The 13,239-nt window shown below is 60.4% G+C and carries 18 protein-coding genes; 5 read left to right on the top strand and 13 right to left on the bottom strand.

Annotation, left to right across the window (positions count from 1 at the left end; genetic code table 11):
* Positions 1-54: 54 nt before the first annotated feature.
* Entirely contained in the window at positions 55-231 is a 177-nt protein-coding gene (locus MED193_RS18300; RefSeq protein ID WP_157041414.1) for a hypothetical protein, read from the top strand.
* Between the two features lie 90 nt (positions 232-321).
* Positions 322-1,713 (top strand): DUF3825 domain-containing protein, encoded by a 1,392-nt coding sequence (locus MED193_RS18295; RefSeq protein WP_009811250.1) that lies wholly within the window; start codon positions 322-324, stop codon positions 1,711-1,713.
* Between the two features lie 15 nt (positions 1,714-1,728).
* Here the strand turns inward: MED193_RS18295 and MED193_RS18290 are convergent, their stop codons facing one another.
* From MED193_RS18290 to MED193_RS23290, 9 genes are read right to left on the bottom strand one after another with little or no spacing between them, the layout of a single operon-like run.
* Entirely contained in the window at positions 1,729-2,358 is a 630-nt protein-coding gene (locus MED193_RS18290) for a DUF6441 family protein (RefSeq protein ID WP_009811249.1), read from the bottom strand.
* On the bottom strand, positions 2,355-2,666 hold the full coding sequence (locus MED193_RS18285) for a hypothetical protein (protein ID WP_009811248.1): 312 nt from the start codon (positions 2,664-2,666) through the stop codon (positions 2,355-2,357). The genes MED193_RS18290 and MED193_RS18285 overlap by 4 nt, the downstream gene beginning before the upstream one ends.
* Positions 2,666-3,679, bottom strand: a complete 1,014-nt coding sequence (locus tag MED193_RS18280; protein WP_009811247.1) for a major capsid protein — start codon at positions 3,677-3,679, stop codon at positions 2,666-2,668. The genes MED193_RS18285 and MED193_RS18280 overlap by 1 nt, the downstream gene beginning before the upstream one ends.
* A 24-nt stretch (positions 3,680-3,703) precedes the next feature.
* Entirely contained in the window at positions 3,704-4,075 is a 372-nt protein-coding gene (locus MED193_RS18275; RefSeq protein WP_009811246.1) for a head decoration protein, read from the bottom strand.
* 6 nt (positions 4,076-4,081) lie between these two features.
* A complete protein-coding gene (locus tag MED193_RS18270) occupies positions 4,082-5,062 on the bottom strand; it encodes a head maturation protease, ClpP-related (RefSeq protein ID WP_009811245.1) in 981 nt (326 codons plus the stop codon).
* Between the two features lie 4 nt (positions 5,063-5,066).
* Positions 5,067-6,566, bottom strand: a complete 1,500-nt coding sequence (locus MED193_RS18265) for a phage portal protein (RefSeq protein ID WP_009811244.1) — start codon at positions 6,564-6,566, stop codon at positions 5,067-5,069.
* An 11-nt stretch (positions 6,567-6,577) separates the two neighbouring features.
* The gene (locus MED193_RS18260; RefSeq protein ID WP_039966382.1) at positions 6,578-6,793 is read right to left on the bottom strand and encodes a phage head-tail joining protein; all 216 of its coding nucleotides are present in this window, start codon (positions 6,791-6,793) and stop codon (positions 6,578-6,580) included.
* Between the two features lie 8 nt (positions 6,794-6,801).
* Positions 6,802-8,685, bottom strand: coding sequence for a phage terminase large subunit family protein (locus MED193_RS18255; protein ID WP_254655470.1), 1,884 nt, complete (start codon positions 8,683-8,685; stop codon positions 6,802-6,804).
* Positions 8,612-9,208, bottom strand: a complete 597-nt coding sequence (locus tag MED193_RS23290) for a hypothetical protein (RefSeq protein ID WP_009811241.1) — start codon at positions 9,206-9,208, stop codon at positions 8,612-8,614. Before MED193_RS23290 ends, MED193_RS18255 begins: the two co-directional genes overlap by 74 nt.
* Positions 9,209-9,324: 116 nt before the next feature.
* Here MED193_RS23290 and MED193_RS18245 point away from each other — a divergent pair, with 116 nt between their 5' ends.
* Positions 9,325-9,594: a hypothetical protein gene (locus tag MED193_RS18245; RefSeq protein ID WP_039966379.1), complete on the top strand. Its 270-nt coding sequence runs from the start codon at positions 9,325-9,327 to the stop codon at positions 9,592-9,594.
* Complete coding sequence (locus tag MED193_RS18240; protein WP_009811239.1) at positions 9,591-9,827, top strand: hypothetical protein; 237 nt, start codon at positions 9,591-9,593, stop codon at positions 9,825-9,827. The genes MED193_RS18245 and MED193_RS18240 overlap by 4 nt, the downstream gene beginning before the upstream one ends.
* On the opposite strand, the gene MED193_RS18235 is transcribed toward MED193_RS18240, so the two are convergent.
* Both MED193_RS18235 and MED193_RS18230 read right to left on the bottom strand, forming a co-directional pair.
* Positions 9,824-10,051, bottom strand: a complete 228-nt coding sequence (locus tag MED193_RS18235) for a hypothetical protein (RefSeq protein ID WP_039966375.1) — start codon at positions 10,049-10,051, stop codon at positions 9,824-9,826. The genes MED193_RS18240 and MED193_RS18235 overlap by 4 nt on opposite strands.
* On the bottom strand, positions 10,048-11,280 hold the full coding sequence (locus MED193_RS18230; protein ID WP_009811237.1) for a DNA modification methylase: 1,233 nt from the start codon (positions 11,278-11,280) through the stop codon (positions 10,048-10,050). The genes MED193_RS18235 and MED193_RS18230 overlap by 4 nt, the downstream gene beginning before the upstream one ends.
* 419 nt (positions 11,281-11,699) lie before the next feature.
* Between MED193_RS18230 and MED193_RS18225 the strand changes: the two genes are divergently transcribed.
* Positions 11,700-12,620, top strand: coding sequence for an HNH endonuclease (locus MED193_RS18225; RefSeq protein ID WP_009811236.1), 921 nt, complete (start codon positions 11,700-11,702; stop codon positions 12,618-12,620).
* A 7-nt stretch (positions 12,621-12,627) separates the two neighbouring features.
* On the opposite strand, the gene MED193_RS18220 is transcribed toward MED193_RS18225, so the two are convergent.
* Both MED193_RS18220 and MED193_RS18215 read right to left on the bottom strand, forming a co-directional pair.
* On the bottom strand, positions 12,628-13,047 hold the full coding sequence (locus MED193_RS18220) for a DUF6362 family protein (RefSeq protein ID WP_009811235.1): 420 nt from the start codon (positions 13,045-13,047) through the stop codon (positions 12,628-12,630).
* Positions 13,040-13,234 (bottom strand): hypothetical protein, encoded by a 195-nt coding sequence (locus MED193_RS18215; RefSeq protein WP_039967027.1) that lies wholly within the window; start codon positions 13,232-13,234, stop codon positions 13,040-13,042. Before MED193_RS18215 ends, MED193_RS18220 begins: the two co-directional genes overlap by 8 nt.
* Positions 13,235-13,239: the final 5 nt, after the last annotated feature.

Raw genomic sequence — 13,239 nt, 5'->3', positions numbered from 1 at the left:
GGCGTGGAACCGAGTTCCTATTTGTGGCTGTTGGTCATTTTTCAGGAGGCTAAAATGGGACTATTTGGCAAGAAATCGAGTGGCAACGGCTATGAGAAGTCCGGGTCAAAGGGCAAACCGGGTCGAGGCTATGGCAAGGGAAAGGCATCCTCCAACCCCGACAAGTACAAGCCGCGGACCGCAGCCCAGGCTCGGCGCGAAGAACGCAAAGTCGACCGCTTCTGGAAGTGACGCCATTGAGCGGCTAACATGGCGGGGTTGGTGACAGGTTGAGTCGGGGCACCGAAAAATCAATAAAAGCCGGGCGGCTAGAGGGGCTACATGCAGGGAAAGATCAAGGCGTTTATACATGACAAAGGCTTTGGATTCATTGAGGTTGATGGTCAGTCAGAAGATGTGTTCTTCCATATTACCACGGTAAAGGATTCCTCTGTTCGTTGTGCGGTCGGCGAAATTGTCGATTTTGACGCTGCTGAAAGCAAGCGAAAGCCGGGTACGCTAGAAGCTAGGAATGTCCGCCTTGCCGCAGGTTACGAGCATGAGGAATTTCGGCTAACAGGCCACCCGTCATCTTATTTACTCCAATGGGGTTTTACCCAGCTCGATGATCTTGATCCGAGAGGAAACTCGGTCCGCGGCGTCCTGCACGATCTGGCAGAAATCGCGCTTGATGAAGATTGGGCATATGGCGACAATCATAACCCGCGCACACCTTTCCCCATCCTAAGAAACTATCTGATCAACACCTTCTATAAGCAATATCGTGACGGACAGGTCGCCGAAGTTGCACACGGTGGTAAGAGTTGGGCCGCCTTCAATACCGGTTTAGTTGACGATCGCTACGATCCCATCTTCGCCCTCTATGAACAGAATGATCGACCACCACGCCCTTGGAAGTTTCATGCATTCTGCCGACCCAATATCGGGAGGGAGGGCCAAACATTGGCCCGTAACTTCAACCCACTTCCTCCGGCACCAAAATACTTTGACAAGGCCGAAGATGTAATTTTCGACCCCGATACAGCAATACAACCTCGTTATGACCACATCGTTTACGACAGCATCGAAAAAGACAGATACCCGTCTGACTTTCTAGAAAAACACATACCTTCTGGTATCGAATGGAAAGATCCATCTAAGATGGAAAAGCCCGAACGTGCGGCTTTCCTTCGCGAATTCAGGCACGCGCTTGTCGCTGATGCCCGGACGGATCGCGATATCCGCAATCGCATTGACGACGCGATATCTCTTGCGGTCAAGCGTGCGCGATGGAATTTCAAGACAGCGATTCCACTTTATTATCCTAAGGCAAACGCGATTAGCCTGCTGTTGCCAATTGCGCTTGTCGACGATGACAAGGTCGATCTCGCTCTTGTTGTCACGCGTACCGCTGCTGGAGGATACAGCGGAGAGACAGTCTATAAGCTTAAGTGGGCATACGACCACGCCCGGCTTGTTTGTCGACCTGATAGCGACTGGCTGACACCCTCTGCTGGCGACGGAACAGAAGAAGATGATGAAATTTCGGAGGAGCCATCAGTCCCAGACGCTGTTCTCCCAACTCCAGTCCGAACCGAAGAAGCTACATCGGTCGAGGTGCCCAAAAACTCGGGTCCATGGAACAGTACCATTCAGTCGCCGCCTGAGACTGAGACGACCGAGCCCGCCAAAAAGGAAGGCATCCTTAGTAGCCTGTTCGGGCGACGTTCTTAGAGGTTGCCCGGTTAGTCAAATTCGTGTCTTCACCCAATTCGCGACGATCAGCCCTGGCACGCTGTCGAGCGCCCGTTCGGCATCCTGGTCGAGGTTCAACCGCTTCGGCAGCTTGACCTGCGGCACCAACAGGAAGATCGGCACCGTGGAACGTCCGCGCCCAGTCTTCGAGCGCGATGCCACGCCGAGCCCGCGGTTGTTCAACCGCCCATCGGCGACGAGCAGGCTTGGCCCTCGACGGCGGTAAACAAAGCGCAGCCGCAAGCCCCGTCGCCGTTCCCATTCGCCAGGCGTGATCCTTCCACCCCGCAACCCGCGTCCAGCGGCTTGCGTCGGGATCGCGAGCCAGAACCCATCTTTCGAGCGGATCAGCGGACCCGTGTCATGTGCCCCGACAATCTCTGGGGCTTTCGACCAGACAAGCGCTGCAGCGTTCAGGCTTTCGCCCGCTCTCGGGTAGGTTTGACTACGGATAGAGTTTGCCAACCGTCGGCCGAGTCCAGCTTGTGTTATCTGGCCGCGCCAGGTGGTCTTGAGCCCGGTTCCCGCCTCCCGCATAGCAGCGGTAACGGCCTTTTCGCCGGCTTCGATTTCCGAGGCCATGACTGCGACCAGATCAGGGCTGATGTCGAGGCCGAGTTTCATGCAGGGGCAAGCTCCAGCGTCCAGACCAAACGCACCCGATCACGTCGTGGTTCGCCCTGGATCAGGAAGGTTTCGTCGCCGATCAGGATTTGCTCCTGTGGCCGAGGTGCTGGGATATCCGCCACCCGAACATCGATCCGGGTGGTGTCAGACAAGAGCCGCGCCGACCCAAACTCCGTGATCTCATCAGGCCTGCGCAGGATGCCCCTTCCCCTTGTGAAGCTCCCCTCTCCATCACGATGCCAGAACTCGATTGAGAGGTTTGGATCAGCAAAGAGAGCCTCGATCGCAGCTGCAACCACCGTCATCAGGTCCGCCTTGCACTCCGCAGAACCTGCGGCCGGGTGCAGATCGGCAGCGGGTTGCTTTCGATCTCGAGGCGCACCCATTCATCACGGTCGCGGTCAGGGATCATGCGCGCATAAAGCGGCAGACCCAACGTGTTGACCGTCTCGAAGGTGTCGGCCGGAGCATAGTAGATCTCGAAGAGACCCTCGACACCTTCCGGGTAGAAATACGCCTTGTCGGTCGGCACGCCGAAGCCAAGCCCGCCCCGATAGCGACGGAAGGTGATGCCGCCGAAGCTGACCTCTTCGCCTACACGGCCACGCAGATCGGCGGCGGCAGCGGTGTTGAGGTAGGTTTCCCGCACCTCCTTGTGGGCCACCAGATCGGCAAAGAAGGCAGAGCCGCATTCGGCGCGCAGCTGCACCTGCCCGGCAGCCAACCCGCCAAGACTGTCCTCGACGCTTTCGATCAGCGCCTGGCAACGCTTGCGCAGCGCACCCGAGGCCGGGCTCGCATTGTCGAGATCAAAATCCACCTCGGCCGCCGGTGTGATGCCAAACTCGGTGTAGTAGTCGATGACCGTCGCGCCGTCCTTGGGGTCCTTCACTACACCCTGGATGCCGTTGAAAAGGTGGAACTCAAAGGTGGCCTCGGCGTCGTTGCGCAGACGTGCCATCTTACGAGCCACTTCGGTCTGCACCTGCTGGGGCGCGGTTTCCGAGCCGAAGTCGCGGATGGCCTGGATTTCCGAGGCCCAGAGCACGTCCTGCTTCTTGAACTGGCGGCAAACGAAAGCACGCATGTCGCGCCGTTCGGGAACCTGCTGCTCATAGGCCGAGCCGCGCTCCGAGAACGGGATCAGCGACAGCGTGCCATCGCGACTTTCGATCATGACGGTGCGTTGACGCACGCCGCGCGATCCGAACAGGCCCGCACCCGATAGGATTGCCGGCTTGAAGGGGATGTTTTCCAGAGCCCGGGTGAGCTCGATAATGCTGAAGGCGTCGCCCTCAAAGATGTCCATGGTTGCCATGGGGATGTCCTTTCTCTCTCAGGCTCAGCGCAAGATGATGCCAAGTGCGGCCAAAGCCGCGGTGGCGGCGGTGATCTGGGCCTCGGTCGCGCCGTCGGGCCAGACGAGCTCATGCTGGTTCACAAGCGTGGGGCCGCGCAGGACGACGACACCAGCCGCATCGGCCGCTGAGGCATCGACACCGGCCCAGAGAATGCCAGCAGCATTCTGACTGCCGTTCGTCGCGGCCGGTGCGAGCCCGGTGTATTTGCCGCCCGTGGTGATCTTGCCGAGCACCGTGCCGGGCTCGAGCCTTCCGGCCCCGGAGGCGATGGTCACGGCATCTCGGGTGTAATCGCGGAGCACTTCCCAGACGAGGAAGCCGCCCGCGTGTTTGCCTTCAGTAAGCGTCGTCATGATGCGTTAGCCTTTCGTCTTGAAGGTTCGGGCGATGACCTCGCCCCAGGATTGGGTGGTGGCCGCGCGCCCGGGTTGGGCATGGGCAGCGGTGATGTCAGGGGTTGCCTCGGCCTTTGCCGCGAGCAGCCGATTGCGGACCTCGTCGAGACCCAAGTCCTCCTCGAGGAAGCGGCCAGCCATCTGTGGCTGACCTGCAAGACGGCAGAGATCGATGACGGCCCGCGCATGAGCGATGGCCTCGGCGCGCACGGTCGCAGTGTCGGCTATTGTGGGCTCACTTGCGGCCACGGTTGGCGCTTCCGCAGCCGATTGTTCGGGGTCAGGCTGGGTGTTGGCGTCTGCAACACCCTCGGCCTGCGGCTCCGGGGCTGCGGGCTCATCGGGTTCACCTACCGCCTCAACTAACTCGGGCGGCGCGTTGCGGAACCGCGCCACATCAAATGAGGCGGCGAGTTTCACGGGCTCGGCAATGCGGTCGATAAAGCCAAGATCCAGCGCGTCTTTGGCATCAAGCCAGGTTTCTGCTGCCATCAGGGCGGCGATTTCATCGTCAGGCTTGCCGGATTTTCCCGCATAGCCTTGGATCAGGCTGCCCTTCACCTTGTCGAGCGCCTCGGCCGTGGCGCGCATGTCCTCGGCCGTGCCCATCACCAGCCCCGACGGGTCGTGGATCATCAGGAAGGCATTTTCGGGCATGACGATCGCGTCGCCCGCCATGGCGATGTAGCTTGCCGCCGAGGCGGCAATGCCATCGATCCAGACGGTGATCTCGCCCGCGTGCCGCTTCAGCGCGTTGTAAATAGCGACGGCATCAAAGACCGAGCCGCCGGGGCTATTGAGGCGCAGATCAATGGCAGCGTCTTCGGGTAATACGCCGAGTTCCGCGAGAAACCCTTTCGCTGTGACGCCATAGGCGCCGATTTCGTCATAGATCAGCACTTCCGTGCCCGAGGTACGGGCACGGATCGTGTACCAGGATTTCATGGGTTTACTCCTGCTGCGGTGTCGTGGACGACCCGCTGCCGTCCTCGTTGGGTGTGTTTGGGTCGGGCACGGCCGTCGGCGTAGTGCGCGCGCCCTGTGTTTCGCCGGGGCTCGCGCGATAGGTCAGGTCCAGATCGGCTGCCCGTTTCGCGTCAGAGGCATTCTCGCGGTCGACCTCTTCGATGTCGTAGCCCGTTGCCTCGACCACCTTGCGCCGGGACGTCAGGCCCGCTTCCATCGCCAGAACCTGCGCCTGGATATCCTTCAAGGGATCGACCCAATCCCAGCGGGGTGGGATCCATTGCACGGGTCGCGCGACAACCTGATCTGCATCCAGCGCGCCCGACAGCACAGCTGTTTCCAGCCAACGCCGCCAGATTGGGCGGCAAAGCTGATGGGCAATGACGCCGTGCTGCAACTGGCCGATACGCCGCCGGAACTCGACGAGTTCTGCCCTCAGGCTGGAATAGTTTGCCTGCCGGACATCGCCGGTGACAAGGTGATAGGGCAGACCCAGTGAGGCCGAGACCGCCAAGAGCGTACGATACTGGAACGCCTCGTAACCTCCACCCACATCCGCGGGGCTTGAGAACTTCACATCCTCGCCCGGCAGCAGCACCTGCATGGTGCCGGGCTCGAGGCTGGCGATCGCCGCGCCATCAAGATCGGCTTCGCCTTCTCCCATCATCGGGTCTTCGGGGGCAGTCTTGGTGATAAAGCCCGCGAACATCGCGGCTGTTTTCTTCCGGTCAAGCTCGGCGTCGTCGTATTGGTCCAAGAGGAACAGCCGCACCATGGCGGGCGCCACATGCGGCAAGCCCCTGATCTGGCCTGCATCGATCGGCCGGTAGATGTGCAGCACTTCCTCGGCCGGCACGCGCACCGTGTCCGGCACGGCCACCCGCTGATCCGTGCTGTCACCCGGATGGCGGCGGCGGAAGTGATAGGCCACCCGGCGCCCGATCAGGTCAAACTCGATCCCGCAACGGATGCGGTTGCCGTTCGGATCCGTCTCGGTTTTCTCAAACGGAAGCATCTCCGACTGAAGAATCTGCAATTGCAGTGGCACCAGAAGCCCATCCTCAGCGCGGCGCGGCCGAAGCCGCACGAAGCATTCGCCCGCCACAAACATCTCGCGCGCGACCATGGCCTGCAGGCCGTAGAAATCGGTCAGCCCATCGGCATCCGCCTCGTCCGTCCAGGCGAGCCAGAGCTTCTGGACCTGGTCGCGCAGCGCCGCATCCGTGATGAGCGAGGACGGCTTGATGCCGTCGCCGACGAGGTTCGCGGCAAAGGCCTCGCAGGCATTGGCAGCATAGCCGTTGGTCACCACCAACTCGCGTGATCGAGCCAGCAATCGCGGGCCACCCGAGGCAACCAGCGCGTTGATGTTCTCGAGCGGTGGGTTCCAACCGCGCAGCCGGCGCTTGGCCATCGCCCCTTCGAGACGCGCGCGCATGGCTTCAGGGCCGCCCGGCTTGGGGCGGCGGAACAGGTCAAACATCCCCATTTCGCTCAGAGGCCTTTGGTCGCTGTCACGCGGACATGGCGCACGATCTGCCGCCCCTCTGCCAAGGCGATCTCGCGATCCAGCGCTTCGATGGCCCGGTCGATCTCGGCAAGGCTGCGATAGTCCACCGTCTTTCCATCGTAGCTGACCCGGGCCACGCCCGAGGCGCGCTGCGAAGTCAGAGCCTCCCGGCGGAGTTTCAGTGTCGCCAAATCGGCCATGCCCACACTCATCCCATGTATGTTGACCGCGCAACGCGGCGCACCTGTGCCTTGCGTACAGATTGCGTGCCCCCGGCAGAGGCGGCGCCCTTGGCTTCAGAGACAGCAAACTGTGCGGCCAATTCCTCCCACCGCGCGTCCGACCAGCGGTCTGCGCCGAGGATCCAAGTGGCCGCGCGGGCATAGACGCGGCAATCGAGCGCCTCGTTGCGTTCACGCAGTTTTTGCCATTCGAGTTTCGCGAACCCGCGCTTGTTCTTGACCGTGACCAGTTGTTCGGCCGTTAACTGCTTTAGCCATTCGGCGTCGACCCAGCCCGGCAGATGGAGAAAGCCGGGAGGGAACTTTTCCTCATCCCTCGGGCTGGTTTCCGGCGGATCAAGCCGTAGGAAACGGTAAGTCTCGGCCTTGAAGGTCGACGTGGCGATCGTCCAAAGCCTTGCCCCTCTTCGCAGACGTTTGCCCGCGATCGTCGCATCGACAAACGTCGGACCCGTGACAGGGCTCGCACGGTTGAAGCCTTCAAGCCCTTTCACGGGAGCCACCTGCCCAAATCCGACCTGTCGCGCCCAAGCGTAGACCGCTGCAGTCTCGTAACCTGTGTCGATTGCGAGCCGCGCGATGGTCATCGGCGTGCCGCTGGCGTGAGCCCAAGTCCGGCCCAAGAGGTCGGTCAACTTCTGCCAGCATGCTTGATCTCCGGGACCTCCCTCAATCACGATGTGATCGATGAGCCAGCTTTGCAGGCCCCTGCCCCAAGCCCAGACATCAACCTCAATCCGGTCTTTCTGCACGTCGGCGCCCGCGGTCAGAAACAACCCGCCCGCCGGAACCGTGCCCGCACGCCAATCTTCTCTCAGCCCCTGAAGCCGCTGCCAGTCCGGCGCCTCGCCGCTTTCCATCCAGGTCTCACCCAGCGAGGTGTTGACGAAGGTCTTCATGGTCTCGTCCCCACCCGCACGCGCCGACAGAAACGCCTTGGCCATGGCCTCTAGCCGCACCCAGGGCGAATAGATCTCGTTCAGATGGAATCCAGCCGTTCCGTCGAACGGCGCCTCTGCGATCCAGCGGCCCTTGGAAATGGCACCCCAGCGGGTCTCATCCTTCCAGGGCGCGTCGCAGTCTGCGCAATGGTAACTCGCAGTTTCAGGGCGATGGCCGCCGTTTTCATCCTTGTCCCATTTTACCTGCCCCCAGGTCAGGATTTGTTTGTGACCACACGTCGGGCAAGGCACCCAAAACCGGCGCTGATCGCTTTCCTCAAACGCCGCCTCAATCCGGCTGGCGCCCTTGTTCGTCGGCGTTGAGACCAGCACAATCTTGCGGTTCCAAAATGTCACCGTCCGCTTCTTCGCGAGGTTGACCGGGTCGCCTTCAGCACCTGCGCTGAACGGATAGCGATCGACCTCGTCGCACAAGAGCAAGCGGATCGGGCGGCTCGCAAGCCCCGAGGGTGCGTTGGCCCCGACAATAGTCAAATGCCCGCCCGGAAACCGCTTGTGCAGGATCTTGTTGTTGCCGTCTCGCGAGCGCGGATCGGCGATCTTGCCCTGCAGGCAGGGCGTGTCCCGCGCCATCGGCGAGAAGCGGTCCTTCGACCAGGTTTCCGCATCCCGTTCCGTCGGCATCACCACCATGATCGGGGCTGGATCGTGGTCGATGTGGTAGCCGACCATATTAAGGATCGACTCACTTTTCCCGATTTGGCTGCTCGACATGATCACGACGCTTTCCGCTGCCGGATCTGAGATCGCATCCATGATCCCGCGCTGGTATTCGGCGCGGCTCGTGCGCCATTGACCCGGCTCTGCGCTGGCCTCAGAGCTCAGCCGTCGGTTCTGATCGGCCCAATCGCTGATCGTCAAGTCCGGCGGCGGCTTCAGAACCGCCAATGCTTTCGCCACTGTCCGTTTCAGGATCGCTGACCCCTGCAAGGTCAATGTCGGCTTCAAGTTCAATGTCTGGCTGCGCGAGATCATCGAGCACCTCGCAGATCGCAGTGCGGATCAGGGTCCGGGTGTCTCCGACAGTGGGTTGGTCAAAGGCCTGCGGCGCCAGCCGGTCAGGCAGTGCCAGCAGGCGGGTTCTCAGAAGCGCAAGCACCGCAATCCAGGCAGCCTCGATTTGTTCGGCCGCGATCAGCGCGCGCCGCTTCTCCTCCGCCTCCATCTCGGCGAGGTCGGCCCGCGCCCGAATAAAGCGCGCCCGCTCGGCCGCGTAATCCGGCGCACCGGCCTGCGCCTTCGTGGCCTGATCACGCAGATAGCGGACATAGCCACGCACGGACCCGATGAGGTCGTATTGCCCGCGCTTAGCCTTCGGGATCACGCCTTCGCGGCTCAGTTGTTGGACCCGCCGTTCTGACAGATCCAGAAGCCGAGCGATCACGCTGATGGGTTGGGTCGCTGCTGACACAAGATAATCCCTTCGCGTCGATCAAAGCACTGAAATTGCATCGATTATACTGGATAGGCAGCCCCCGCAGAGCGAAGCTGATGACAACAAACGATGCACCTGAAGGAGACGCCAAGATGCCCGGCCTGAACCCGCAAACCACGCCCCGCCACCAACTGCGCACCGAGAAGGCGCGCCGGAATCATGAAGCCGCACTGGACACCTTCATGACCAGGAAAGCCGAGATCGACGCGATGCTTGCCAGACTGCAGGCGCTCAGCGACGAGCATTTCAACACCCACCCCGACGAGGTCAGCTGGGGCCATGCCGGAACCCTCGAACACTACGCAAACCTGCTGAAGCGCATCACCGACAGCGCCTTCAGCGAAGGCGAATACGCAGAATGAACGGTGCCAACGCCATGGAAACCAGCACCATCCGCATCGCCATTCGCAAGCTGCCCGATCATTTCGACCGAAGCCGCATCACCGTCATCCTCGATGAGATTGAAACCGCCTTGATGGACGTTGGTGGCGTTTACGCCAAAACCTATGCCGACAGCTTCACTATTACGGTCGAGATCCCGACCCATCAGCTGATGGATACGGCAAGCTGCCTGAAAGGCCTTGGGCTGAACTAACGGCGCTGCCCCGCAACCCTAAGAGCCTCAAAGAGCCGCCGCAGACAGAACGATCGGAACACGCTGACGATCGTGAAGATCCCGCCCATAACAAGATTTTGTCCCAACGTTGTTTGCAGCCCAAAGATCGGAAAGATCAGGATCTGCGTGACAACCGCAACGCCGTAGCCGACGATCACGTTGGTGATAGCCTCGACCAGAGACATGAGCCGGGACTGTTTCATGCGGCCTCACGCTCAGATTTCAGCGCATCGAAGCTCTGCTCGCCACCTTCAAGAATGGCCTGCTTGCCTGTGAATTTCTGCCAGCGCGCAACCGCCACATCGACGTAAGCCGGGTTCAGCTCAATGCCGTAACAGACCCGCCCCGTCGTCGCGGCCGCAATCAGCGTGGTGCCCGATCCCATGAACGGCTCGTAAACCGCCTGACCCGGGCTTGAATTGTTCAAGATCGGCCGGCGCATGCATTCCACAGGCTTTTGCGTCCCGTGGACCGTGTCGGCATCTTGATCCTTGTTCGCGATCTGCCAGAGCGTCGTCTGCTTTCGGTCGCCCGCCCAATGGCCCTTGCCGGTTTTCTTCACGGCATAGAGGCATGGCTCGTGTTGCCAATGATAATCCCCACGGCTCAAAATCAACCGGTCCTTGGCCCAGATGATCTGGGAGCGAATGTTGAAGCCGGAGACTTCAAGGCTGTCTGCAACAGTGGTGGCATGCAACGCCCCGTGCCAAACATAGGCCACATCGCCTGGAAACAAGGCCCAGGCCTCGCGCCAGTCCGCACGATCATCATTCAGCACTTTTCCGGTGCGCTTGGTTTTAGCGGCGCCAGTGTCGTTGCGCCAACTGGGATCGTATTCCACACCGTAAGGTGGATCGGTCACCATCAAAAGCGGTGTCACGCCATCGAGCACGCGCCCAACATCTGTGGCCACCGTCGCATCCCCACAAAGCAGACGATGCTTGCCCAGCACCCAGAGATCGCCCGGTCGGCTGACCGGATCCTCCGGTGTTTCCGGTACATCGTCCTCGCCTTCCTGCGGGCCACCGTCGTCTTTCAAGCCGGACATCAACGCATTCAACTCATCCTCGCTGAAGCCCGTCAGGCCAAGGTCGAACTCCGCATCTAGCAAATCCGCGAGTTCGAGGTTTAACAGCCCCTCATCCCACTCAGCGTTCTCACCCGAGCGATTGTCCATGATCCGGAAGGCACGCGCTTGATTGGCAGTCAAACCTGTCGCGATATGCACCGGCGCTGTTTTGAAGCCGAGCTTGCGCGCCGCTTCAAGCCGGGTGTGGCCGGCCAAAACGACCATCGCCTCGTCCACGACGATGGGTTGGCGCCAGCCAAACTCCTGGATCGAGGCCGCGACCGTGGCGATAGCCTCGGCGTTGTTCCGCGGGTTGCGCGCATAGGGAATGATCTGCTCGAGCGGCAGGTCGACCACATCCATGTGAATGTCCTTGGAATGCCGTGAAAGCGAAATAGGGTCGGATCCCCGTTTCGCTTCAGGCGCAGGTTGTCAGGCCGGCAGGCCTTGTTTTCTTGGTGTTTTCGTCAAAGCGAAACGAAACGGGTATTTTGTGAGGTGTCACTGGGAAAGCGTCGCGCCTCGCCCCCCCGTATACGTTTACGGCCAGGAAGGACCCGTACAATCGCCCTGCCACCCACTTCTCTCGCGAGTATATCGAACTTTTACCGCTCAGCGCCGGATTTGTCTCGCCTCGCGATGTCTCACCGAAAAATGTCTCACAGAGTCAGAACGGGTTGACAAATGCGCGTTGGCAAGGCCCGACGGACAACAATCCTGTTTGTCAGATCGGCATCTTGCTCGTAGCCTTACCCTTGGGTTCATGAGGTATTTCGGGAAACATGGTCAATCTCTTCATTTCCAACACAGATAACCGATGGTTCGATTTTCTGTATAGGAGCTCTCCACATTCCGAAGTGAACTTCTGGCAGCCAAGCGCTACAAATTTTCGAGCAATAACCCCCGGCGAATTCTTTGTTTTTCGATTGAAATCACCGCGAAATATTATCGGGGGCTTCGGCGTCCTATCGACGGCAACCATTTTGCCAATCAAGATTGCCTGGGACGCGTTCGGGCAGGCAAACGGCGTTGCAAGCCTGACCGATTTCGTCGCGTTCATTCAAAACTATCGAAAAGATGAACGCGTCAGCCCGCAAAGCTTGATCGGATGCAGGGTTCTGACGCAACCGGTGTTCCTCGACGAACGGAACTGGTCAGAGCTTCCTTTATCCTGGTCGAAAAACATCGTTGGCGGCAAGACGTTCTCGACAGGGGAGCCAGAGGGCGCGGCCCTCTGGAACAAACTGGATCAGCTTTTGTCTTCTCATCAGGTTGCAAGCGGCATGGCTGAGACGGCCGAACGTTTCGGTGATCCCCATCTGGTCTTGCCGCGCCTGGGACAGGGATCGTTCCGGATCTCTGTCATAGAAGCCTACAAGCACCAGTGCGCGTTGACAGATGGCAGAGTTTTACCTGCTCTGGAGGCGGCGCATATCAAGCCCTATGCCGAAGGAGGGCAGCACACTCGATCGAACGGTATTCTTTTGAGGCGAGATATTCACAGCGTGTTTGATGCCGGTTACGCGATGATTGATGACGACTTCCGCTTTGTGGTCAGCGACAGGGTTCGAACGGTTTTCAACAACGGAAACGAATATCGCCGCCTGAATGGGCAGAAGCTTCGTTTGCCCGACAATCCCACCGATTTTCCAGACAAGGATTTCCTGCGATGGCACGCAGAAAACCGTTTTGAGGCGAGCTGACATCACTTCAAGCTTTAGAAATGACATGTTGGCGCGATAGCTTTTCATGAACGCTTTTTCCGTTCAGCCTCCAGACCATGACCGCAATTCCGTACTGCCACCTGCGGTTCGCGGTCGCCCGGCTGATCCCCATCTCCCAGCATATCGGTTTCCACGGCGTGCGCTCGGCACGCAGCCAGACGATCCGGGCATCGTCCCGTTCCAGCCAGCGCAGCCAGAGCAACGCCTCCTCGGCCTCGGTGATCTGGCGCGGGCCCGGTCGGGGCCGCCGCATCTGCGGCTCCTGACCAACCTTGTCCGCGAAGCTGTGGAAATACTCGGGCCAAGCGTTGAAGAAGCCCTGCGGCATGACGCCGGGCAAGTTGCGGAAGACGTCGACCGCGCTCTCCAGCCGGTCCTCCACCCGTGTGGTTGTCCAATCACCCATGGCGCGCCTGCCGTTCCAGTTTGCCATACAGGCGCTCGCCAAGCTGGCGCACCAATTCGCGCTCAGGCCAGGTCAGCCGGTCATCGTCAATTGCGACGGCCAGCAGCCCTTGTTCCTTCCAGCCGTCCCGTTTGACCTCGTCGGGCTGGCGACGATTGCCGCCATAGCCCCTGGGTGTGAAGCGCATTCCGG

Origin of the sequence: Roseobacter sp. MED193, assembly GCF_000152965.1 — a bacterium.
Taxonomy (GTDB): Bacteria; Pseudomonadota; Alphaproteobacteria; order Rhodobacterales; family Rhodobacteraceae; genus Pseudophaeobacter.
The sequence above is the reverse complement of the archived record's forward strand: the minus strand, read 5'-3'. Positions and strand labels throughout refer to the sequence as shown.